The organism is Colwellia maritima (assembly GCF_022669015.1).
In the GTDB taxonomy this organism is placed as follows: Bacteria; Pseudomonadota; Gammaproteobacteria; order Enterobacterales; family Alteromonadaceae; genus Colwellia; species Colwellia maritima.
The window spans coordinates 23,344-45,260 of sequence record NZ_JAKKSL010000002.1; the positions used below are offsets into that span (position 1 = coordinate 23,344).

General features: G+C 37.6%; 19 protein-coding genes and 2 pseudogenes. 12 read left to right on the forward strand and 9 right to left on the reverse strand.

The features are described 5' to 3' along the window. Positions 1–147: 147 nt before the first annotated feature. The 5 genes and pseudogenes from L3081_RS10115 to L3081_RS10135 all read right to left on the reverse strand — a co-directional run bounded on the left by L3081_RS10115 (position 148) and on the right by L3081_RS10135 (position 7,362). A pseudogene (locus tag L3081_RS10115) lies at positions 148–3,337 on the reverse strand (efflux RND transporter permease subunit). 22 nt (positions 3,338–3,359) lie between these two features. Further along, positions 3,360–4,724 carry an efflux RND transporter periplasmic adaptor subunit gene (locus L3081_RS10120; protein ID WP_242285792.1) on the reverse strand — a complete coding sequence of 455 codons (1,365 nt, stop codon included), beginning with the start codon at positions 4,722–4,724 and terminating at the stop codon, positions 3,360–3,362. Positions 4,725–4,784: 60 nt separating this feature from the next. Continuing rightward, entirely contained in the window at positions 4,785–6,029 is a 1,245-nt protein-coding gene (locus tag L3081_RS10125) for a TolC family protein (RefSeq protein WP_242285795.1), read from the reverse strand. Positions 6,030–6,132: 103 nt separating this feature from the next. Next, the gene (locus L3081_RS10130; protein ID WP_242285804.1) at positions 6,133–6,480 is read right to left on the reverse strand and encodes a DUF2946 domain-containing protein; all 348 of its coding nucleotides are present in this window, start codon (positions 6,478–6,480) and stop codon (positions 6,133–6,135) included. Between the two features lie 171 nt (positions 6,481–6,651). Beyond that, entirely contained in the window at positions 6,652–7,362 is a 711-nt protein-coding gene (locus L3081_RS10135) for a transglutaminase-like domain-containing protein (protein ID WP_242285806.1), read from the reverse strand. Positions 7,363–7,701: 339 nt separating this feature from the next. Here L3081_RS10135 and L3081_RS10140 point away from each other — a divergent pair, with 339 nt between their 5' ends. Continuing rightward, a complete protein-coding gene (locus L3081_RS10140) occupies positions 7,702–8,931 on the forward strand; it encodes a cytochrome c (protein ID WP_242285808.1) in 1,230 nt (409 codons plus the stop codon). Next, positions 8,928–9,641, forward strand: a complete 714-nt coding sequence (locus L3081_RS10145; RefSeq protein ID WP_242285810.1) for an FTR1 family iron permease — start codon at positions 8,928–8,930, stop codon at positions 9,639–9,641. The genes L3081_RS10140 and L3081_RS10145 overlap by 4 nt, the downstream gene beginning before the upstream one ends. Before the next feature lie 14 nt (positions 9,642–9,655). Here L3081_RS10145 and cadR read toward each other — a convergent pair whose 3' ends face one another. Next, a complete protein-coding gene (gene cadR / locus L3081_RS10150) occupies positions 9,656–10,063 on the reverse strand; it encodes a Cd(II)/Pb(II)-responsive transcriptional regulator (protein WP_024592054.1) in 408 nt (135 codons plus the stop codon). Positions 10,064–10,140: 77 nt separating this feature from the next. On the opposite strand from cadR, the gene L3081_RS10155 reads away from it, so the two are divergent. The 6 genes and pseudogenes from L3081_RS10155 to L3081_RS10180 all read left to right on the forward strand — a co-directional run bounded on the left by L3081_RS10155 (position 10,141) and on the right by L3081_RS10180 (position 16,893). After that, positions 10,141–11,040: a cation efflux transmembrane domain-containing protein gene (locus L3081_RS10155; protein ID WP_242285812.1), complete on the forward strand. Its 900-nt coding sequence runs from the start codon at positions 10,141–10,143 to the stop codon at positions 11,038–11,040. Between the two features lie 12 nt (positions 11,041–11,052). Further along, positions 11,053–11,430 (forward strand): hypothetical protein, encoded by a 378-nt coding sequence (locus L3081_RS10160; protein WP_242285814.1) that lies wholly within the window; start codon positions 11,053–11,055, stop codon positions 11,428–11,430. A 272-nt stretch (positions 11,431–11,702) separates the two neighbouring features. Further along, the gene (locus L3081_RS10165) at positions 11,703–12,794 is read left to right on the forward strand and encodes a TolC family protein (protein ID WP_242285816.1); all 1,092 of its coding nucleotides are present in this window, start codon (positions 11,703–11,705) and stop codon (positions 12,792–12,794) included. A gap of 70 nt (positions 12,795–12,864) precedes the next feature. Beyond that, positions 12,865–13,578, forward strand: a complete 714-nt coding sequence (locus L3081_RS10170) for an efflux RND transporter periplasmic adaptor subunit (protein ID WP_242285818.1) — start codon at positions 12,865–12,867, stop codon at positions 13,576–13,578. Positions 13,579–13,586: 8 nt separating this feature from the next. Beyond that, the gene (locus L3081_RS10175; protein WP_242285820.1) at positions 13,587–13,754 is read left to right on the forward strand and encodes a hypothetical protein; all 168 of its coding nucleotides are present in this window, start codon (positions 13,587–13,589) and stop codon (positions 13,752–13,754) included. A gap of 10 nt (positions 13,755–13,764) precedes the next feature. Continuing rightward, positions 13,765–16,893 (forward strand): annotated as a pseudogene (locus L3081_RS10180) (efflux RND transporter permease subunit). A 336-nt stretch (positions 16,894–17,229) separates the two neighbouring features. On the opposite strand, the gene L3081_RS10185 reads toward L3081_RS10180, so the two are convergent. From L3081_RS10185 to L3081_RS10195, 3 genes are all read right to left on the reverse strand, one after another. Beyond that, the gene (locus L3081_RS10185) at positions 17,230–17,445 is read right to left on the reverse strand and encodes a GDCCVxC domain-containing (seleno)protein (RefSeq protein WP_242285823.1); all 216 of its coding nucleotides are present in this window, start codon (positions 17,443–17,445) and stop codon (positions 17,230–17,232) included. After that, positions 17,433–17,732, reverse strand: coding sequence for a MerC family mercury resistance protein (locus L3081_RS10190; protein WP_242285824.1), 300 nt, complete (start codon positions 17,730–17,732; stop codon positions 17,433–17,435). Before L3081_RS10190 ends, L3081_RS10185 begins: the two co-directional genes overlap by 13 nt. Positions 17,733–17,887: 155 nt before the next feature. Continuing rightward, positions 17,888–18,265 carry a MerR family DNA-binding transcriptional regulator gene (locus L3081_RS10195; protein ID WP_242285826.1) on the reverse strand — a complete coding sequence of 126 codons (378 nt, stop codon included), beginning with the start codon at positions 18,263–18,265 and terminating at the stop codon, positions 17,888–17,890. A 264-nt stretch (positions 18,266–18,529) separates the two neighbouring features. Between L3081_RS10195 and L3081_RS10200 the strand changes: the two genes are divergently transcribed. The 4 genes from L3081_RS10200 to L3081_RS10215 are packed head-to-tail and all read left to right on the forward strand — an operon-like array spanning position 18,530 to position 21,915. Beyond that, entirely contained in the window at positions 18,530–19,294 is a 765-nt protein-coding gene (locus tag L3081_RS10200) for a metalloregulator ArsR/SmtB family transcription factor (protein ID WP_420839722.1), read from the forward strand. 33 nt (positions 19,295–19,327) lie between these two features. Next, entirely contained in the window at positions 19,328–20,344 is a 1,017-nt protein-coding gene (arsB, locus tag L3081_RS10205) for an ACR3 family arsenite efflux transporter (RefSeq protein WP_242285830.1), read from the forward strand. 42 nt (positions 20,345–20,386) lie between these two features. Then, complete coding sequence (locus L3081_RS10210; protein WP_242285832.1) at positions 20,387–20,878, forward strand: phosphatase domain-containing protein; 492 nt, start codon at positions 20,387–20,389, stop codon at positions 20,876–20,878. Positions 20,879–20,904: 26 nt separating this feature from the next. After that, positions 20,905–21,915 carry an ArsJ-associated glyceraldehyde-3-phosphate dehydrogenase gene (locus L3081_RS10215; protein WP_242285834.1) on the forward strand — a complete coding sequence of 337 codons (1,011 nt, stop codon included), beginning with the start codon at positions 20,905–20,907 and terminating at the stop codon, positions 21,913–21,915. Positions 21,916–21,917 lie beyond the last annotated feature (2 nt).

Below are 21,917 nucleotides of genomic sequence, written 5' to 3' on the forward strand. Positions count from 1 at the left end.
CTTTAGGAATATGGCTGTGTCCATGGCGGTTGAGTGTTGATGTACATTGTCGGACATTACTTTCTCCTATAAATCTATATCCCGCAGCGAATATCTACGGGATATAAGGTTAAAGTAAACAGTTGAATTTACTTTAACCAAACAAAACTATCTTCTCATTTCTTCAATCCGACCTTTAGAAAACCAACCATAAAGCACAGGCAGAACAAATAAAGTAAGGAACGTCGCAGTGATCAAGCCTCCTACAATTACCGTGGCTAATGGTCGTTGTATTTCAGAGCCAACACCATTTGACATGATCATAGGTATCAGACCGAGGGCGGCAATAATAGCCGTCATCAATACAGGGCGAAGTCTTGATATAGCACCTTCGTAAACGGCTTGAGCAATACTTTCTGTACCTGTTTCAATGCGTAGATTAATCGCTTCAACCATAACCACGCCGTTGAGAACAGCGACACCAAATAAGGTAATAAAACCAATTGAGCTAGGTACAGATAGATATTGACCAGAAATATATAGGGCGACTATGCCACCAATCATGGCTAAAGGTAAATTAACCAAAATGAGCATAGCTTGACCAACACTGGTAAAAGCAAAATACAATAAGAGCGCTATCATGCCAATAGAAAGTGGAACAACGATAGCAAGTCGTTGTTGTGCTCTTTGTTGGTTTTCAAATTGCCCACCGATATCAACGGAATAACCGGGAGGTAAATCAACCTTACTTGCAATTGCTGCTCGAATATCTTTTACCACACTCCCCATGTCTCGACCTTGTACGTTGGCTTGAATAACGACGCGTCGCTGAACATCATCTCTACGCACCTGAGGAGGGCCAGATTCAATGGCAATATCTGCAACATCACCTAGTCGTACCCATGCACCTGTTGGGGCTTGTAGTCGTAAATCAGCAATCGTTTGTTGCTGATCTCTAAACGCTTTGCCTATTCGCAGATAAATATCATAACGTTCATTACCATTAATGACTTGTCCTACTTCCTGACCACCGATACCATTTCGCACTAACCTCATTACATCACCAATCGACAAACCATATCTAGACAATTGACGACGGTTTGGTCTAACGACTAACTGAGATTCTCCTGCTATTGGCTCCATAGCGACATCCCTTGCACCATCAACACCTTGAATAGCATTAACAATAGCCTGACCTTGCTGAGCCAGGATATCGAGATCTGGACCGAATAGTTTTATTGCTAACTGAGCTTTAACACCAGAAAGTAATTCATCTACTCTTGTCGCTATCGGTTGAGAGAAATTCAGTAGTAAGCCAGGGAATTGCTCAAGCTTTTCTTCCATCAAGCCCTGTAGTTCATGGCGTGTTTTTGCGCTCGTCCACTCTGCTGTTGGCTTGAGACCAATATAGATCTCAATATTACTCACTGGCTCAGGATCGCCACCAATTTCCGCTCGACCAATGCGACTGGCTGCGTAGGTAACTTCAGGAAATTCCAGTAGTAATTTTTCCAATTTAGGCGCGACAAAAAGGGCGGTAGTTAAACTAGTCGAAGGGGCCATTGTTGCACGTAAATTAATAGTGCCTTCTTCAAGTTCAGGTACAAATTCAGTGCCTAAATGCGGTACTAAAAATAAAGCACCTACAAGCAAAGCTCCAAGACCGATAAGAATAACTTTTTTGGCATTCATCGCTTTTGTTAAACTACTGCGGTAAAGTTTCTCAAGTATGCTAACTAAAGGGTCGGTTCGGGCTTTAAAGCCTTTTTGAAAGAAGTAACTGGCTAACGCCGGAACGACAATGAGTGATACAGCTAGAGAGGCGGCCATCGCAATCATGATACTTATTGCCATCGGTTGAAATAGTTTACCTTCGACACCTTCCAAACTGAATAAAGGGGCAAACACTACCATGATAATCGTGACCGCAAAAAACACGGGTTTAGCCACTTCTCGTGCGGCTATCTGTATACGTAAACCAACAGAGGTATCTTTTTCTACATCAAACGGATTTTCACTGTCGTGTGTTCCTTCATGCTCATGACGACGATCGGGTTGACTAAGATGTTTGAAAATATTTTCCATCATCACCACCGCACCATCGACCATCATCCCTATAGCAACCGCTAAACCACCCAGTGACATTAAGTTTGCAGACAAGCCATTGTAGGCCATTACCGTTAACGCCATACCAACAGAAAGTGGGATAGAAATAAGTACCAGTAAAACAGCTCTAACATTAAGTAAAAAAAGCACTAACACGATAACAATAAAGACAAAAGCCTCAATCAATGCTTTTGAAACCGTACTTACGGCTTTTTCGATTAGGTCAGCTTGGTCATAAATAGGTTCAAACGTCACCCCTTTTGGCAGGGCTTGTTGAATGAGCGGGATTCTGTCTTTTATACCATCAATGGCAACTTTGGTATTTGCGCCCATACGTTTTAATACTATACCAGAAACCACTTCACCCAAAAACTTACTGCTGTTAACTCCTTCTCTTTTAGTCATCGTGACAGCGCCTTGTCTAATTTCGCTACCAAATTCAACAGTTGCCACATCAGCAAGGTAAACAACAGTACCTGCAATCGTTTTGACAGGAATTTGTTTTAATTCTTCTATGCCTTTTTCATTGCTACTTAACCAACCAACACCTCTAATAATAAGTTGTTCTTGGCCTCTATCCATATACCGACCACCAAGCATTATCATTATTATCTTCTAATGCGTTAGCGATATCTTCTTGGGTCAATTGGTAAGCAAGTAAACGTGATGGATTAATATTTACTTGATATTGTTTAACATCTCCACCAAAGGCTAAGACATCAGTAACACCATCTACTGGCATTAATAATAATTTAACCACCCAATCGTTTAGACTGCGAAGTGACATGCTGTCATAACCAGAGTCTTCATCAGCGAGTAGTAAATATTGGTATACTTGCCCCAAACCAGAGGTGTTTGGCCCAATCTCAGGTGTACCAACACCTTCAGGTATTAATTCTTTTGCTGATTGCAACCGCTCAAAAACCAATTGGCGGGCAAAATAGATATCGGTGCCTTCCTTAAAAACTACCGTAATACCAGACAGTCCTGTTTTAGAAATAGAACGTACTTCTTCAACATCAGGTAATGCATACATTACGGCTTCGATGGGAAAGGTAATGAGTTGTTCTACTTCTTCCGAAGCTAAACCAGGTGCTTCAGTATTTATGGCAACTTGCACGTTTGTAACATCTGGAAATGCATCCAAATTCAAACGTGGAATAGTAAAAATGGCCATAGCCGTTAACGCAATCAAGGCAAGTATTACCAATAATCGGTTAGCGACAGACCAGTCAATCAAACGATTTAACATGTGTTAGTTCTCCAATTATTAATTAATGGTTATGCGCGTCAAAACTACCTTTGGCAATTTCTGCTGCAACATAAAAAGCGCCCGTTGTAACGACTTTAGTACCTGATGGCAAACCAAAAATTTCACGTGATTTTCCCAATTGTCGTCCCAATTCAATTTCGACACCTTTAAATTCGCCATTTTCTTCAACAAACACCATCCAATCACCATCACTACCACGCATTAATGCTTCTTCAGGCACAGTCAGAACTTTTTTGTCTGTTTCAAGGGCAAAATAGATATCAGCAAATAAACCGGGATGAAGCTTATGACCGTCATTTTGAACCTGTAAACGTATAATGCGTGTGCGAGTTACTGGGTCTATGGTATGAGCTTTTTGAGTGACCGTAGCTATGTATGTATTGTTACCTACATTTACTTGCGCCTTTGAATTTTCAGGTAAGTCCAATTCCATTGATGGAGCTAAACGTGCTTCAACCCATAACGTATCCTCATCAGCCAGATCAAATAAAGTACCGCCGGATTCTATGCGTTGCCCTTGACGAAAATTATCAGATAATACCGCGCCAGAGGTCTCTGCGTTTAATGTATATTGACCAAGTTTTTTAGTGTTGGTAGCCAAAGAGGTAATAGCGTCAGCAGATAAGCCATACGCATATAATCGTCCTAAGTCAGCCTCAAAATCGGTCTGAGCTTCTATAAAGCGTTTATCACCTACTGCTTTTCGACCAAGTTTTTGAACCCTTTTCCATTCTGAATCAGCGAGCCTATAGCCGGCTTGTGCTTCAGCCATTGACTCACTAAATAGGGTGACTAACGGTTGATTGATTTCAACATGATCACCTAAAGCAACATGGCGTTTTAGTATCACCGAATCTACTCTTGGCGAGACTAAATAACTGGTATAGTCATTCGCTTTTATCTCTCCTTGAGCATAAATACTGTAAGTCATCGCCTGAGGCTCTAGTACGGTTATGTTAATTTCAGCTAAATTTAATTGTTCCTTTGAAAGTTTAACTCCCGCACCTTCTTCTTCGTGTTCATTTTTACCTCCATGTCCATGCCCATCGTCTTTTTCTTCTTCGTGTTCATTTTTACCTTCATGTCCATGCCCATCGTCTTTTTCTTCTTCGTGTTCATTTTTACCTTCATGTCCATGCCCATCGTCTTTTTCTTCTTCGTGCTCATTTTTACCTTCATGCCCATGCCCGTCGTTTTTTTCTTCTTTGTGTTCATTTTTAGCTTCATGTCCATGTCCATCATCTTTTTCTTCAACATGCTTTTCGGCTTTTTCAGATGATTGAACATTTGCAAATGTCGCAGTAGTTATGGTTGTTATCCCACAAAAAAGAGCGGCCAGCGTTATTAATTTAATTTGCTTATTCATATATTTTTTCCAAAATTGGTTCATTGACTATTAATTGATTCTTGATAATGCCTTTAATATTCAAAGCTGAGATAATTGCAGAGTCGCGGCCTTAATTTGGCCTACCTGTAATAGCCAGTCGATTTGGCTTAATTGAAATTGACTTTGTAATTCAATACCAAGATTAAGACCTTCAGCACGTTGTTGTAATGCAAGTAAATATTCGGTAGTACTTACATCACCGCTTTGCCATTGCTTTTGCAGTAAATCGCCACTACGTTTTCCTCTTCCATCCATCAATTGTTGCCATCGTTGATAGTTTTTTTGATAAGTGATTAAGGTGTCAGTGCTTGATTGGATAGCAAATCTCTGTTTGCGCATAACGGAGCGAAAATTTGCTTCAGCAGCTATTGCTTGTTGATTCGCAGCTCTTGCTTGTGCTGAATAATTGTTACGGATATTCAAAGGCATTGAAAAAGTTACGCCTAACACGTTTTCCCTATCATTTTTTCCTGCATTAATACCGATAGTTGGGTCAGCTTTAGTTTCTAACAAAGCTAGTTGAGCATCACTTCTAGTTATTTGCCACTGTGCTTTTGCCGCTAAGACTAAGGGATGTTGTTCAAGCCATTGAGGTGAAAGTTGATAATTAGTGATAGTTAAACCTTGCGCAGGTATAACCTCTTTATCTGGCGTCCAATCTCGCAATAGCTCTTTGGTTTGGGCTTCTGCTTGTTTTAATTGAACTTGTACCTTTGCGGTAACATTCAACATTTGGGATAAACTTAAAAAAGTAAGTTCGGCATCTACTTGCCCTAGATCACCTGCTTTTTGACGGTCTTTAACTATATCAAGTAAGGTTTCTAACTGCTTTTCTTGTTCTTGGGCAATAACCGCTTGTTTTTTAGCTGCTTGCCAAGTAACTAACGCTTGTAAAGCTTGCGCTGTCTTTTCTTGAACAAGAAAGTCAAAGTGTTTGCTTGCTTGAGTTAAGCTAAAGTTAGCTTGTTGCTCTTTCGTTTCTCGTTTATCCCATAAATCAATCGTTTGATTAATACCAATTGAATAATTATTAGCGTCACCTTCTCGTTCATAACCCGTCTCTAGTTCAGGATTATAAAGTGGTTGCTTGTTTCCTTCAGCATTTGAAAAAGCAGCATTCATTTCTTCTTTGGCGGCAATAATATCGGGATGTTTGTTTATTTGCATCGATAACCAAGATGTCGATGTTGTTTGTGCATTTACGCTTTGTATATTAATTAAAATAGCCAAAGACATACTGACGCATAGCACAGCGCCAATACTTTTTTGAAAAAATATTTTCATAAATTAAACTCATATTTATTTAAATAGTGTTAACTAACGACAGTGAAATCGTAGTAGACACGAATATAAAGATGCTCAGCTAAACTGAGCTATTCTAATAGAGTTAACCTATAGGGGGGATTATTGGGTTATCGTGAAGAGGGCTTGAATATTGAAATAAATACCCATACTGATGTCCTATTTGATTCGGACGCTCAGTAAAGGTTTGAGCTTGAACGAGCCACTGAATATGAGAACCATGGCAATGACCACAATGATGACAATCTTTAGCATTATGTTCATTGTCTGTTGGTAATTCTTTGTCAGCTACAAAGCTATCAGATTCATGAGAGTGTTCTATTTGGATATGCTGTACATCTAATTCATGAATTTCTTGTGAATTTGCAATAGCTACAAATGATTGTAATACAATCAAAATGACTAAAGTAAAATTCAAAAACACATTTTTCACAGCAAAGACCTTTAAGGATACATAACACAAATTTATTGAGAAGGTATTTAGAAAATAATTAAATTTAAGAATATTCAAAATAACCGCACAACAATAACATCTATAGTAACTATAGAGTCAAGAAATATTTTCAGAATTAGCTAGATAACCCTTTTTTTCATTTTGTAACGATTAGTTAATTAGTTTTCTAATGCTTTCTACATTTTTATTGATTAGATGTCGAATGACATTTTTATATAGCCAATTTTTAATGCCAGACAAATTAGTGCCATATTTCTCATAGAATTCATCTGGGGTGTTAAAAATGCCAAAGTCATCTTGTATACCTTCTTTTTGAATAAACGTATCTTTGCCTGACCATTCCACTTGTGGATCTAATAAACACTTTGTTGCAATACCATATCCGCAAAAATTATTTTTCACATTTTTAAACTTAGATTGAATAGATTTTAGATACGAGTCATCAATAATAAAGCCTTCTAGATTGATCCAATTATCTTCAAAAAGCACTTCAACTTGACTATGAATAATGAATTCTGGAGCAAGCCACATAATGTAATTGGGTATAGCACCTTTTTGTAAGCTTTTCTCAATAGTAAATCCGTGAAATCTACAAGGAATATCCAATGCTCTTAATAAAGCCATTAAAAGAGTTCCTTTAGTATTGCATTGACCATACCCATCAGCTAAAACAAAGCTCGCACTTATATCATCACGACTGTTATACCCAAACTTTATTTCATCTTTAACAAAACTGTAAGCAGCCCCTATTTTTTCAAAATCATCAAGAGAATTCCGACCTCTATTTTTAATCAAGTCTGTAATTAGAGGGGTATCGTAATCTAGAACATTCGATTTCTTTAAATATATATTTGATTTCATAGGATTCTGCTTTACTAATTCAGTTCCGGCTAAAACGAGCAATAGTCATTAATATATGCTCGTTATTTATCTTGTTATTAACAGCTTATAGGTCAACACATCAACACTATAATCTCTATGGTAACTATAGGGTCAAGGATGAATTGACAGAATTAGCTAGATAAATATTTTCAATGTTCATTTTAAAACCATTAGTCATCGATTTTTCTAATGTTCTCTACATTTTTATTGATAACACCCAGTTATAAAAATATTTTTTAATACTTTACTCTATAGTAACTATAGGTATTACAATTGATAATAATTATCATTTGGGCTGTAATATTTAAGGGCCATAGTATGCAATTTTGTTGGAACGTGCGATTAATAAGTCAAAAACATATAGGAATACAATCATTATTTTGTTTAGTGTTGATGGCGATTCTTTTATTTTCGAAGTTGAGTGTAGCTTCAACGGTTGATGAGGTTGCTCAACTACGCCAGATAGCACAGTTGGCAGAATATGTGGGGGTCGATTACGCATCAGCGGTTGATAATGGTCAAGTTATTAACGATGATGAATACCAGGAAATGCTTGAATTCTCTCAATTGATAGTTGATAAAACGTCAAGTGATAATTATGTTATGCACTCTCTCAATGAGAAAGCATCGGCTTTACAAACCGCCATTTCAACTAAACAAAAAGTAGACACTGTCAGGCAATTTGCTTCTGAACTACGAATTTCACTATTGGCTATGATGCCTGAGTTACCTCTCCCTAAAAGATTACTGTCTAAAGACGCGACGTTTTCTTTATTTGAAAATAACTGTGCGAGTTGCCACGGTCTTTCAGGTCAAGGAAATGGTATTTTAGCATCGGGATTAGAGCCTGCTCCTACCGATTTTACCGATAAAAAACGTGCTGAAAACCGTTCACTTTTAGGCTTGTTTGATGCCATATCTAATGGGCTTGATGATACGGCCATGCCTGCATTCACACAATTAAAAGAACAGCAGAAATGGTCCCTTGCATTTTATGTCGGAAGTTTAGCATTTCAATCATCAAGCGAATTCATCAAACCATCACAATCAATTTCATTACAAAACTGGATAAATTATAGTCCATTAAAATTATCTACAGAAACTGAGGGATTAACGAAAAATGAAATTGAAGGGTTAAGAGCCGATCCAAAATTATTGTTTACCAATCAAAGTGGTCCTTTAGCTATAACCAAAACTCAATTAGCTGCCGCAAGCATTGCGTATAAAAATGAAGAGTATGAGAAGGCCAAAACACTTGCTGTGAGTGCTTATCTAGATGGTTTTGAATTAATTGAAAATAGTTTGGATGCACGAGACAAAAATTTACGTAAAAGCATCGAAGGAAACTTGATTAAGCTTCGTCAAGTGTTAAGTAACGCACAACAGGTTAATCAACTTGAAAGCCTTATGGAAGTTACTGTGAGGCAACTCAATGACGCGGAAGAACTACTGACAGAAACCACTTTATCAAATGAGGCTCTTTTTACTGCAAGCTTAGTTATTTTGCTAAGAGAAGGTTTAGAAGCCTTTTGGTTGTACTGGCTTTGATAACAGTATTAATTCGAACTAAACGTCATGATGCCTTAAAATATGTCCATTTTGGTTGGCTCATTGCGCTACTAGCGGGTTTTGCTACTTGGGCGGTAGCCCACTCAATGATCAATATCAGTGGTGCAAGTCGAGAAGTCATGGAAGGTATTGCTGCAATGCTTGCAGCGTTAATGTTGTTCTATGTGGGGATCTGGATGCATAGCAAAACGAATGCTGAACATTGGCAGGCATACATTCAAAAGCACATTAATACACAATTAGAAGCAGGTACACTTTGGGGACTAGCCGTGCTCTCATTTATCGCTGTTTACCGAGAGGTTTTTGAAACGGTTTTATTCTATCAATCACTGTTAACACAAGCCTCAACGACTCAATACTCATTTGTTATCGGTGGATTTTTATTCGGGATAGCTGTGTTATCGATTATTGCATGGGGAATGTTTAAATATTCTGTAAAATTGCCAATTGCTCGTTTCTTTTCAACAACCACATATCTCTTATTAGCACTGTCATTTATATTAATGGGAAAAGCAGTTTCAGCATTACAAGAGGCTGCCGTTATTGGAATTTCTCCATTGCCAATTACTGTAGAGGTTGATTGGATTGGTGTTGGGTCTACTTGGGAAGGCATAATGGCACAGTTGACAATATTGGTTTTATTTATAGCCTATATGTATAGATCTAGAAGAAAACAAATAATGATTTAAGATCAGCATTGTATCTAAACATTTTTAGCTACGTCACTGGTAAGCTTTTGTAAAATACCACACTGCTCAATTGTTCCATTATTTGAGCATGTGTTACTTAAGTAATTTAATTGTTCTTTTAGGCTATTAAGTTCTTTAATACGTTGTTCAACTTGCTGAATATGACTATCGATCATGTTGTTAACTGAGTTGCATTGAATCGAGGGTGAACTTTGTAACTCAAGCAGTTGACGAATTTCCGATAAGGTTAAATCGAGCGTTCTGCATTGTTTAATAAACATCAATTGTTTAAGTGACGATTTATTATATAAACGAAAATTTCCTTCACTTCGCTCTGGGGATTTCAAGAGTTGTTCTTTTTCATAATAACGGATCGTTTGTACTGAACAATCTGTTAATTTTGCTAGTTCGCCAATTTTCATAATATTAAATTTCTTTGTTGACTCTATAGTTACTATAGACTTTATACTTTGTAAAAATGTGTTTAGCAAGGTTTTTTATGTCAAATAAATGTAGTGGCCAATGTGAGTCAGTTGTTACTGACTCTAGTATTAAAGATATTAAAAATACTGATGCTTTTGATGGGCGTTTCACCACTGAGTATAAAGTGCCTAAGATGGATTGCCCCTCTGAAGAACGATTGATAAGGTTAGCGCTCGACGGTATTGAACCACCTGTTGGATTAAAATTTGATATTCCTAATCGGCTAGTTAAAGTTTTTCATGATGCTCATTTGGATGAGATAACTACGAAGCTTCAATCATTGAATTTAGGTGCTACGTTAGAAATAACCAGAGAAAGTTGCAGTGTTGAAGCAACCCAAGCCAAAGAATCTGCTAAAGAAAATGAAGGGAAAGAAACCATTATTCTTAAGTGGTTACTGATCATTAACGGGTTCATGTTTTTTTGTGAGTTTATCGCAGGTTGGATTGCTCAATCGGCCGGACTAATTGCTGACTCTTTAGACATGTTCGCAGATGCTGCCGTATATGGATTAGCGATATATGCGGTTGGGAAAAGTATTAAGATGAAACTCAAAGCCGCCCACATATCGGGATGGTTACAAGTTATCCTTGCGTTAGGTGCCTTGAGTGAAGTATTAAGGCGATTTATTTATGGAAGTGAGCCAGTATCAAATTTAATGATTATTTTTGGTGCGCTTGCGTTAATTGCCAATGTTACTTGTTTGTTTTTAATATCCGATAGTAAAGAAAATGGTGCTCATATGAAAGCTAGTTGGATTTTTTCAGCTAATGATGTTATCGCAAATGTTGGCGTTATATTAGCCGGACTACTGGTAACACTGACAGGATCGCGTTATCCAGATCTTGTTATTGGATTTTTAATTGCCCTTGTAGTATTAAACGGTGCTCGCCGTATTTTACAGCTTAAATATTGATTGAACTTATCGATGATTAAACCTGTTGATGGTATAAATATTAAAAAGAACAAGAACACATGGTATATGTTCGGTTTGATCTTATTGATTTTGGTAGCGATTCAAACTGTTCTGTTTTCTTTCGAAGGACGTTTAGTTGATAGTTATTCTAAAACATCAATAACTAAGTCGAATTTTCTGTCGGATTCATTAGAAGCTATTGATATAGTAGTTAATGATCCTATCGTGTCTGATGATTGCAGTTATTGTTACTGCTGTCACATATTTTTAAATGTAGACTCGTCCTGCAATATTCTACAAACAATAGATTATTTCCCCGCTTGTGCCTTTGTTTCTAGTGAACTAAAAGGATACATGTCAGTGCCATTTCGACCTCCTAAATACACCTAGATTTTCACACCTAGTCAGAAAGGCCAAACTTTAACGGCCTAAATTACAATATAAATTTACAGGAAAGTATATATGGTACTCAATACATCAGTGTATCGTAAGATAGCAATTAGGAGGTGTGTAACACCTCAGGTTAAATATATTGTTTGTCTTGCTTTATCACTTTTTACAGTCAATGTTTACGCCATTGAAAAGCAACTAAACCTCAAAGATGCTATTCAATGGACACTTAAAAAAATCCCGAACTAAAAATATTTGAATTCAAACAAAACATGTTAATTGGACGTGAAAGAACAGCAAATTTAACTCCTGCTTATGAACTGGACATTGAAGCTGAAAACTTTCTTGGTTCAGGAGAATTCAATCAGTTTGATAGTGCGGAACTAACCGTTGCTTTGTCTTCAGTTATTGAAATGGGAAATAAGCGCTCGGCGAGAATAGCGCTTGTTTCAAGTTCTAGAGCTTTACTCATCGCTAAGAAAGAGGTTGCGGCACTTAACCTAATGGCTCAGGTTACTGAAAAATTTGTTGAGGTGCTTGCAGCCCAACAAAGAGTCTTATTGTCTGAAAATGCACTTGAGCTAGCAGAAGAAACGTTAAAAATTGTATCTCAACGTAATCGCGCAGGTGCAACACCGGAGGCTGAAGTGAAACGGTCAAAGGCAGTTATTGCTCAGGCTAATCTAACAGTTCAATCTGAACACAAACGCTTAGAATATTTAAAACTCTCATTATCAGCCTATTGGGGAGATACATCGGTATCCTTCTCTAGAGTGAATGGAGACCTTTATAAGTTTGGTAATGATAGTGATTTCAACAGTCTTTTTGCTCAGTTAGAGAACAACCCTGCTATTAAAATTTATGCTAATGAACAGCGATTAAAAGAGGCCGAAATACGGTTAGCTAAAACTGAGTCTAATGCCAATATTAAATGGTCTGTAGGTGTCAGACGCTCTCAAGAAACCAATGATACCGCACTAGTAGCAGGTTTTAGCTTGCCCTTATTTGCAGAAAAGCGAAACTCAGGTGCAATAGCAAGTGCGCTAGCTGAACGTGATCAAGTTGCCATAGATAAAGAGGTTACTAAGCTGAGGTTTAGAAATTACTTACTGCGAGCATACTCTAATAGAAAACAAGCAATATTAACTGCAAATACATTAAGGAAGTCGGTTATTCCAATACTAGAGGAAGCCCTGGAAGATACTCAAATGGCCTATCAAAAAGGACGATATGGCTATCTTGATTATGTATCTGCTAGACAAGAACTGTTAAATGCACGACGAACCCTTATTGATGCAGCGTCTGCTGCCTTAATTTACGGTGCAGAGATAGAAAAATTAACAAACGAAGCGCTGTCATTATAGACAAGGCATCACTTTACGATTAACCATATTTTTTAATTCAGTTATGAACTGAATTGTTTAGGATTTAAAAATGAAAAACTATTTACTCGCACTATTGATTTTTGTTGGGTATTTGTCACCCATTCAAAGTGTTTTCGCTAGCGAAGATGAAGACGAAGAAGGCATAAGTAAAATTAACGATAGTATGGCAAAAAGGGTTGGTGTTGAAACAGCCAACCTGTCATCAAAAATATTGAACCAGACCATTCCTGTATACGGCGCTACGACGATAGGCGCTGAACAGTTATTTCAAGTTGGTGCAAGATATAACGGCGTAATAAAGACTATAAATTTCACCATTGGTGATAACGTAAAAAAAGGCAATTTATTAGCCGTTATTGAATCTAACGAAAGCTTGAATACATATAAAATTACGTCTCCTATTTCTGGGGTAGTTTTACAGCGAAATGGAAACGTTGGCGGTATCACTCAAAACACCAACTTGTTTGAAATCGTAAATTTTGACACTTTGTGGGCCGAATTTAAGGTTTTTACTAACCAATATAATCAAATCAAAGTCGGTCAACATGTTGACATTATGCATGGCGAGCAAACATTCAACTCAACAATCACCAATATAATTCCATCTAAATATCAACCTTATGTATTAGCGCGAGTGCGATTAGACAATACAGTGCTAAATCTAACTTCAGGTCAACTCCTAAAAGGAAGTATTAGGGTAAGTCAATTTGAGGTTGATCTAGCCGTCGAAAAAATAGCTCTACAAGAACTGGGGGGCGAATAGGTGTATTTGTGAAAGAAGGTGAAGAATATGAATTTACACCGCTTGTGTTAGGTCGTTCAGATAAGTACTACATAGAAGTTGTTGATGGTCTTAATAAAAACTCTGAATATGTAAATAAAAACAGTTATCTGATAAAAGCAGATATATTGAAATCTGAAGTAGAAGACGACGATTAGGAGACGTAATATGATTGAATCAATTTTGCGTCTAGCAATAAATAGGCGCTATTTAGTATTAAGTTTGTTGTTGGTTATTATCGGTGTTGGTATGTGGAGTTTTCAAAAGCTTCCTATTGATGCCGTCCCCGATATAACAAACGTTCAAGTACAAATAAACACTTCTGCACCCGGTTATTCACCTTTAGAAGCCGAGCAGCGGGTAACATTTCCAATAGAAACAGCTCTAGCAGGTTTGCCAAAGCTATCTCACACTCGCTCCCTTTCAAGATACGGCTTATCTCAAGTGACCGTTATCTTTGAAGAGGGAACTGATATATATTTTGCCCGAAACCTAATAAATGCAAGGTTAGCTGCGATAAAAGGCGTTATTCCCTCTGGCTTAGAGCCAGAAATGGGTCCTATTTCTACAGGGCTTGGTGAAATATTTATGTATACAGTTCAAGCTTCTCCTGACGCTAAAATGTCTAACGGAGAGCCGTATACAGCCATTGCCTTGCGGGAAATTCAAGACTGGATCATAAAACCGCAATTAGCTCAGGTTAAAGGTGTCATTGAGGTAAATAGTATTGGTGGCTATAACAAGCAGTATCATATAACTCCCGATCCTGAAAAATTACTATTCCATCGAGTTAGCTTCGAAGATGTTTCAGATGCATTACGTAAAAATAATGATAACCGTGGCGCCGGCTATATTGAAAAAAGCGGACAGCAAGTGTTGGTTCGATCCATTGGCCAACTTGCAACAATCGATCAGATACTCAATATTGTAATCAAGAAAAATAATGAAATCCCTGTAAAAATAGGTGATGTAGCTAGTGTTGGAATAGGGAAAGAACTTAGAACAGGAGCCGCTACTCGTAATGGCATTGAGACTGTTTTGGGTACTACCATGATGTTAATTGGGGAGAATTCTCGTACCGTAGCATTGGAAGTAGAACAAAAGCTAGGCGAAATACAGCAATCTCTTCCTAAAGGTGTTACCGCTGAAGCCGTATATGATAGAACAACTTTGGTAGACAAAGCTATTGGGACAGTCACTAAAAACCTCGTTGAAGGTGCTATTTTAGTTATCGTTGTGCTTTTCTTGTTGCTTGGAAACTTACGCGCAGCACTAATAACTGCTGCTGTAATACCATTATCAATGTTAATGACAATCACTGGTATGGTAAAAACTGGAGTGTCTGCAAACCTAATGAGTTTAGGCGCATTGGACTTCGGTTTGATAGTGGACGGTGCTGTCATTATTGTTGAAAACTCTGTGCGTCGGTTAGCAGAAGCACAACACAACGGTTATAGGCAAAATTTGAAAGAACGTTTAAATACTGTTTATGAAGCAACTTCAGAAGTCATACGACCAAGCCTCTTTGGTGTTCTAATTATCACAGTGGTCTATATACCTATTTTCACGCTAACTGGCGTTGAAGGTAAGATGTTCCACCCAATGGCGGCAACCGTAGTTATGGCTTTAATTTCAGCGATGATTTTATCTGTAACACTTGTACCTGCTGCCATAGCTGTGTTTATGAAAGGTAAAATCAGCGAAAAAGAAAGTGTTGTGATCAGTTCAACCAAATCTGTTTACAAACCATTGTTAAAAATGGCGTTGAAATTCCGTTGGGGTATCGTTTTATTTTCGACATTTTTAATGGGATATAGTCTTTGGTTAGCAACAACACTGGGGACTGAATTTGTTCCGCAGCTAAATGAGGGAGATATAACGGTACAAGCATTAAGAATACCTTCAACTGGTCTTGAACAATCTGTTGAAATGCAAGAGGTACTTGAGCAACGTATAAAGGCATTTTCTGAAGTTGATAAAGTGTTTTCTCGCATTGGAACCGCAGAAGTGGCTACCGATCCAATGCCACCGAGTATTGCCGATATTTTTGTGATTTTAAAACCACGTAAGGATTGGTATGACCCAAAAAAACCAAAGAGTGAATTGGTTGAAGAAATGGAAGATGCACTGAAGAATATTCCGGGCAACAACTATGAATTTACTCAGCCAATTCAGATGCGTTTTAATGAGTTGATTTCAGGAGTTCGAGCTGACTTAGGGATCAAAGTATTTGGTGACGATTTGGATCAGTTACTACTTACGGCAAAAGATATTTTAAATATTGTGAAAACCATCGATGGCGCAGCAGATGTCCGTATGGAGCAAGTTACTGGTGTACCTTCATTGTCTGTTATTTCCAAACGAGATGCATTGGGCAGATATGGTCTGAGTGTGGTTGAATTGCAAGATTGGGTTGCCGCCGCAATTGGAGGTGAATCTGCGGGGATAATGTATGAAGGTGACAGGCGTTTTGAGTTAGTTGTTCGTCTCCCTGAGCAAATAAGAACGGATATCGATGGATTGAAGTTTCTGCCAATTCCGCTTGATGATGGTAGCTACGTACCTCTTGACGAAGTTGCAGAACTTAAGTCAGAGTCTTTACCAAAGACAAATTAGCCGTGAGAATGGAAAAAGAAGAATTGTGGTTACAGCTAATGTTCGTGGTAGAGATTTAGGAAGTTTTGTAGAGGAAGTGAAAACTAAAATTAATCAAGAAGGAGAAATTCAAGAGGATATTGGCTTGATTATGGAGGAACTTTTGAGCAGCTAGAGTCAGCAAGTAAACGATTAAGCATGGTAGTACCTATAACATTGATCGTTATATTGGGCATTTTAGTCATCGCATTTGGTTCGTTAAAAGATGCGTTGATTATATTTAGTGGTGTTCCTTTGGCGTTGACGGGGGGCGTATTTTCACTTTATTTAAGAGACATGCCCTTATCAATTTCAGCAGGTGTCGGTTTTATAGCGCTGTCCGGTGTCGCTGTATTAAATGGCTTGGTTATGTTGGCTTTTATTCGAGATCTCTGGCATGAAAAAGGTGATCTTTATTTAGCTATCATTGAAGGTGCTATAATTCGCTTAAGACCTATTTTAATGACCGCCTTAGTTGCTAGTTTGGGCTTTATTCCAATGGCGTTAAATACAGGGATTGGTGCGGAGGTGCAGCGACCTCTAGCTACCGTTGTAATTGGGGGTATTGTATCTTCCACAATTTTAACTTTGTTTGTATTACCTGTTTTATACCTATGGGCACATGGCTCTGAGAATAAGAAACAGCAATCTAGTGAAATTTAAATAGAAGGGAGCAGCTTAATTTATAGTTAAGCTGCTTTGAATTTTTCACTTCCACTATGAACATATGTGGAACGTCACAAATAATGAGAAATGTGTCACACGATGAGGAAATTTAATATTTAAGTTACACCTGAGAAAAATTTTGTAACTCGTCAACGATCCAATATGGTCAGCAAAGATACGACCGGACGTTAGCATCAATGGATTTTCGAGCTGTTTCTAGTGTTCATTAGACATTGAGCTTCCTTCATCTTGATAGTCAACAAAACCACCATAGCATTCGTTCACGTAATTGCACTTGAATGATTTCAAAGTGCTGTAAAGCGTCATAAGTGGTTAACTATCACAACAATTCTGTCCTTCCTGAATCGGTGGACATTTCACTGTTCCATATGAGCAAAATACACAACAATCTCCTTTCACAGGTTTGAGGAGAGTTTTGCAAGATTCACATTCGTAGAACCACTGACAGGCGTTAGTTGGCATCTTTTCTGTCTTACTATGACCACACTCAGGGCAAGTTATTGTTGAGTTTAATTCTATATTTTGCATGTTCGCTCCTTAGTAGGTTTTACAATATCTAATGCTGACATTACGACCATTAAACTTATGCCAAAGTAGAATAAATAGGTACTCCAACCATATTGCCAAAGAGGGTATAGCGTTAGTAAAACAGCGATAGGACCAAGAATGCTTAACGATCCTCTTAAATGGTTTTTCTTGTGATACCAATTATAGATATTTACGAGTAACGCAAGTGAAGCGAAAATAGGTAGTAATGTATTTACTGCAATACCTTCGAAAGACGAAAGAAACCCTAAACCGAGTGCTGAAGCCAAAGAACTTAATGTTTGGAAAGCAGGCAGTACAGCTAAGAGCTGCTATCCAAACCCCACCAGAGCCGACTTTATCGAGTAATTTGTTTATCATCAATAATCATTCCTAAGTAATTTATACTTACGATAAACTCCGTATATAGGTACGGAGTCAACAGCTACTTTAATGAATCAATAATAGGACAAGAGGATTGGTCTTGGTTGGTTTTACATGAATTAGTCATTTCGCTAATAACACTTTCTAGACGTTGTAAATCCGCTATTTTATGTCGAATAATATCTAATTTTTGTAAACCAAATGATTCGACTTGTTTACAGTTCCCATCCATTAACATTAGTGAAGATATTTCGTTCAGCGTAAAGCCTAACCCTTTGGCTTTAAAAATAAACTGAAGCTGTTTTGCTATAACTTCGCTGTATAATCGGTAACCATTTTCGGGCTTTAGTGGTTGCGAAATAAGTCCTTTTTTTTCATAAAATCGAATAGTTTCAATATTGATATTTAGCTTTTTAGCTAATTTACCTATTGTAATCATCTACTCTCTCGCTTTTAGTCAAATGGTAAACATATAAATTACAGGTATAAGCTTTTAAAACCAATACCTATTAAAATTAATCCACCTAATATTTCAACGTTGTTTTCTAGCCTCATGAATTAGTAAAATATAACAACGGTATTGTATATATTATTTTTCGTATATATAATTATTCGTATGTTTTGTTGTTGTTGATTTCTCATGAAAAATATAAGTAAACAAAAAGTCCTTTTTCTATGTACTGGAAACTCGGCTAGGTCTCAAATGGCGGAAGCCTTACTAAGACATAAAGGCGGTGATAAGTATGATGTTTATAGTGCAGGTACTCAGCCTGATACAGTTGATCCTCGTGCTATTAATGCGTTAGGGAAGTTTGGTTTAGATACTAATAATTTAGTTTCTAAAAATATGAATGTCTTTGAAGGTCAAGTTTTTGATTATGTCATTACTCTATGTGACAAAGCCAATAATGAATGCCGCAGCTACCCCAATGCCGTTAAGCAATTAGCATGGGATTTTCCCGATCCAAAAGAGCGTTCTGGTAGTAACCCTTTTTCTACAACATTAAACGAGCTTAACAACCGTCTATCGATGTTTCTTTTGGTTGAAGATAAAGACGTCAACATTACTTGTTGTGTTACTGAGAATTCGATTGATGTCGAAAGTGATCAACTTGATGACTTTGAACCCATCTCCTTTTATAAAAGCCTAACTGATGATATCCGACTGAAAACGTTAATGTTGACGCATTATCATGGTGAACTTTGTGTTTGTGAATTAATGGAAGCATTGGAAGAAAATAGCCGGCCCAAGGTATCACGTAATTTAGCTGTTTTGAAAAAAGCTAAGGTGATAACTGATAGAAAGCACGGTCAGTGGGTGTTTTATCGTATCAATCCTGACTTACCGTTATGGGCTAAATCAGTTATTGCACAAACAACAGAAAATAATATTCCTATGATCAGTAACGAACTTCAACGTTTAGCTAATATGCAAAATAGACCTGATAGAGCAAGTTTCTGTAAATAAATTTTCTATAAAGAATGAATAAAGGATTGAATAATGGGTATTTTTGAGCGTTATTTATCAGTTTGGGTTGGCTTAAGCATTGTGCTTGGTGTGGTATTAGGCTTATGGCAACCTAATGTTTTTCAAATGATTGCCGACTTTGAGATTGCACACGTTAACATTATAGTAGCTGTTTTCATCTGGGTGATGATTTACCCTATGATGGTTCAAATTGACTTTTCTGCGATAAAAGATGTGGGTAAAAACCCTAAAGGACTAGTATTAACCATTGTTATTAATTGGCTGATTAAACCCTTTACAATGGTCGGTTTAGGTCGGTTATTCTTTTATTTCCTTTTTGCTGATTTAGTTGATCCGGCATCTGCTCAAGAATATATCGCAGGGATGATTTTATTAGGGGTAGCCCCATGTACTGCAATGGTATTTGTATGGTCACAGTTAACTAAAGGTGATCCGAACTATACCTTGGTTCAAGTATCAGTAAATGACGTGATTATGATATTTGCTTTTGCGCCTATCTCGGCATTTTTACTTGGCGTGAGCGATATTCAAGTACCTTGGGAAACGTTGCTAATTTCTGTAGTACTTTATGTTTTGCTGCCTTTAATTGCAGGAGTAGTGACTCGTAAAATCCTGAATAATGGTAATGGAGAACAATCATTAAATGATTTGTTATCAACATTAAAGCCTTGGTCGGTTATCGGCCTGTTAGCAACAGTGGTGTTATTATTTGGATTTCAAGCAAATACTATAATATCTGAACCTGAAACTATTGGCTTAATTGCAATTCCCCTGATGATCCAAACATACGGTATTTTTATTATTGCCTATGTAGCAGCCAAGTGGATGAAACTACCACATAATATAGCCGCTCCGGCTTGTTTAATCGGTACATCTAACTTCTTTGAATTAGCGGTTGCAGTAGCTATATCGCTTTTCGGCTTACACTCTGGTGCAGCATTGGCGACTGTAGTAGGGGTACTTGTTGAAGTGCCTGTTATGTTGTCTTTGGTTTACATTATTAATCGTACTCAGTACTGGTTTAAATAGCATTAGCTTATTTTTTAAATTCATCCATTTTTAGGATTCACTATGCAAACACATCCTTTTGACATTTTATCGCTTGAAAACGGTGCACAACTTATTTTTACCCCGTGCCCAGGCACGAAAGACTCTACTTTAGCTGAGTCTATTTCAACACTTAAACAAGCAGAAACTCAAATGCTACTTACATTGATGTTTGATGAAGAAATGGAAAAAAATAATGCACTATCTCTCCCCATTGAATGCGAAAAACAAGGAATTGAGTGGGTTCAATTACCCATTTTAGATGATGCAGCCCCAAGCCAAGCCTTTGAATCTCAGTGGAATGCTCAAAAGGCTAACATCTTAGACGTGATAAATAACAAGGGCATCATTGCAGTTCACTGCAAAGGTGGCTCTGGCAGAACAGGATTAGTGATTGGACTTATACTTTTAGCTTTTGGGTGGTCTGGTGAAAAGGTAATTGAAGCAGTACAGGAAATACGGCCTAAAGCGCTAAAGCACCCAGTACAACTTGATTATTTCAATACTTATTTATAATTTTGAACAACACTTAGGACAGATTTATGACAATTAAAATTGGTATTAACGGTTTTGGCCGTATGGGACGTTTATCAATGCGAGCAGCCTTTGATTGGGATGATATAGAGATTATTCAAATCAATGATCCTGCGGGAAATGCTGAAACACTTGCACATTTAATGACGTTTGATTCAGTACATGGTCGTTGGCATCATGATGCTACTCATGAGGGGGATTCAATAATCATCAATAACAAGGCTATTCCTTGTACGCAAAACAAAGCGACTCACGAAACTGATTGGTCTGATTGTGATGTGGTTATTGAGGCATCGGGTAAAATCAAAACGAAAGCTTTATTACAAGCCTATTTAGATCAAGGTGTAAAGCGTGTTGTAGTGACAGCCCCAGTAAAAGAAGATGGTGTATTGAATATCGTTATGGGAGTCAATGACGAACTATACGATAAAGCTATTCATCCTATCGTAACCGCCGCATCATGTACCACTAACTGTCTAGCACCAGTAGTAAAAGCTATTCATGAGAAAATTGGCATTAAACATGGTTCGATGACAACTATTCATAGCATAACCAATACACAAACCATTTTAGATGCCCCCCATAAAGATTTACGCAGAGCACGTGCCTGTGGTATGAGTTTAATACCAACAACAACAGGATCGGCTACGGCAATTACACATATTTTTCCTGAATTGAAAGGCAAATTAAATGGTCATGCTATTCGCGTTCCGCTAGCCAATGCATCTATTACGGATTGTGTATTTGAAGTAGCTCGCGGTACAACGGTTGAAGAAGTAAACCAATTACTTAAACAAGCATCAATAAGTGAGTTAAAAGACATCATGGGATTCGAAGAACGTCCACTAGTGTCTATTGATTATAAAACTGACCCTCGTTCAAGCATTATTGATGCGTTATCTACAATGGTAGTTAATGACACTCAAGTAAAACTCTATGTTTGGTATGACAATGAATGGGGTTATGCCAATAGAACGGCTGAGCTAGCACGTATGGTTGGCTTGGCGGATAAAGGTTAACT

Excerpts from the sequence above, each read along its gene's own strand:
- L3081_RS10120 (WP_242285792.1), bottom strand. The coding sequence starts at position 4,724 with ATGAATAAGCAAATTAAATTAATAACGCTGGCCGCTCTTTTTTGTGGG.
- L3081_RS10125 (WP_242285795.1), bottom strand. The coding sequence starts at position 6,029 with ATGAAAATATTTTTTCAAAAAAGTATTGGCGCTGTGCTATGCGTCAGT.
- L3081_RS10135 (WP_242285806.1), bottom strand. The coding sequence starts at position 7,362 with ATGAAATCAAATATATATTTAAAGAAATCGAATGTTCTAGATTACGAT.
- L3081_RS10140 (WP_242285808.1), top strand. The coding sequence starts at position 7,702 with ATGCAATTTTGTTGGAACGTGCGATTAATAAGTCAAAAACATATAGGA.
- cadR (WP_024592054.1), bottom strand. The coding sequence starts at position 10,063 with ATGAAAATTGGCGAACTAGCAAAATTAACAGATTGTTCAGTACAAACG.
- L3081_RS10155 (WP_242285812.1), top strand. The coding sequence starts at position 10,141 with ATGTCAAATAAATGTAGTGGCCAATGTGAGTCAGTTGTTACTGACTCT.
- L3081_RS10160 (WP_242285814.1), top strand. The coding sequence starts at position 11,053 with ATGATTAAACCTGTTGATGGTATAAATATTAAAAAGAACAAGAACACA.
- L3081_RS10165 (WP_242285816.1), top strand. The coding sequence starts at position 11,703 with ATGTTAATTGGACGTGAAAGAACAGCAAATTTAACTCCTGCTTATGAA.
- L3081_RS10170 (WP_242285818.1), top strand. The coding sequence starts at position 12,865 with ATGAAAAACTATTTACTCGCACTATTGATTTTTGTTGGGTATTTGTCA.
- L3081_RS10185 (WP_242285823.1), bottom strand. The coding sequence starts at position 17,445 with ATGCAAAATATAGAATTAAACTCAACAATAACTTGCCCTGAGTGTGGT.
- L3081_RS10195 (WP_242285826.1), bottom strand. The coding sequence starts at position 18,265 with ATGATTACAATAGGTAAATTAGCTAAAAAGCTAAATATCAATATTGAA.
- L3081_RS10200 (WP_420839722.1), top strand. The coding sequence starts at position 18,530 with ATGGCGGAAGCCTTACTAAGACATAAAGGCGGTGATAAGTATGATGTT.
- arsB (WP_242285830.1), top strand. The coding sequence starts at position 19,328 with ATGGGTATTTTTGAGCGTTATTTATCAGTTTGGGTTGGCTTAAGCATT.
- L3081_RS10210 (WP_242285832.1), top strand. The coding sequence starts at position 20,387 with ATGCAAACACATCCTTTTGACATTTTATCGCTTGAAAACGGTGCACAA.
- L3081_RS10215 (WP_242285834.1), top strand. The coding sequence starts at position 20,905 with ATGACAATTAAAATTGGTATTAACGGTTTTGGCCGTATGGGACGTTTA.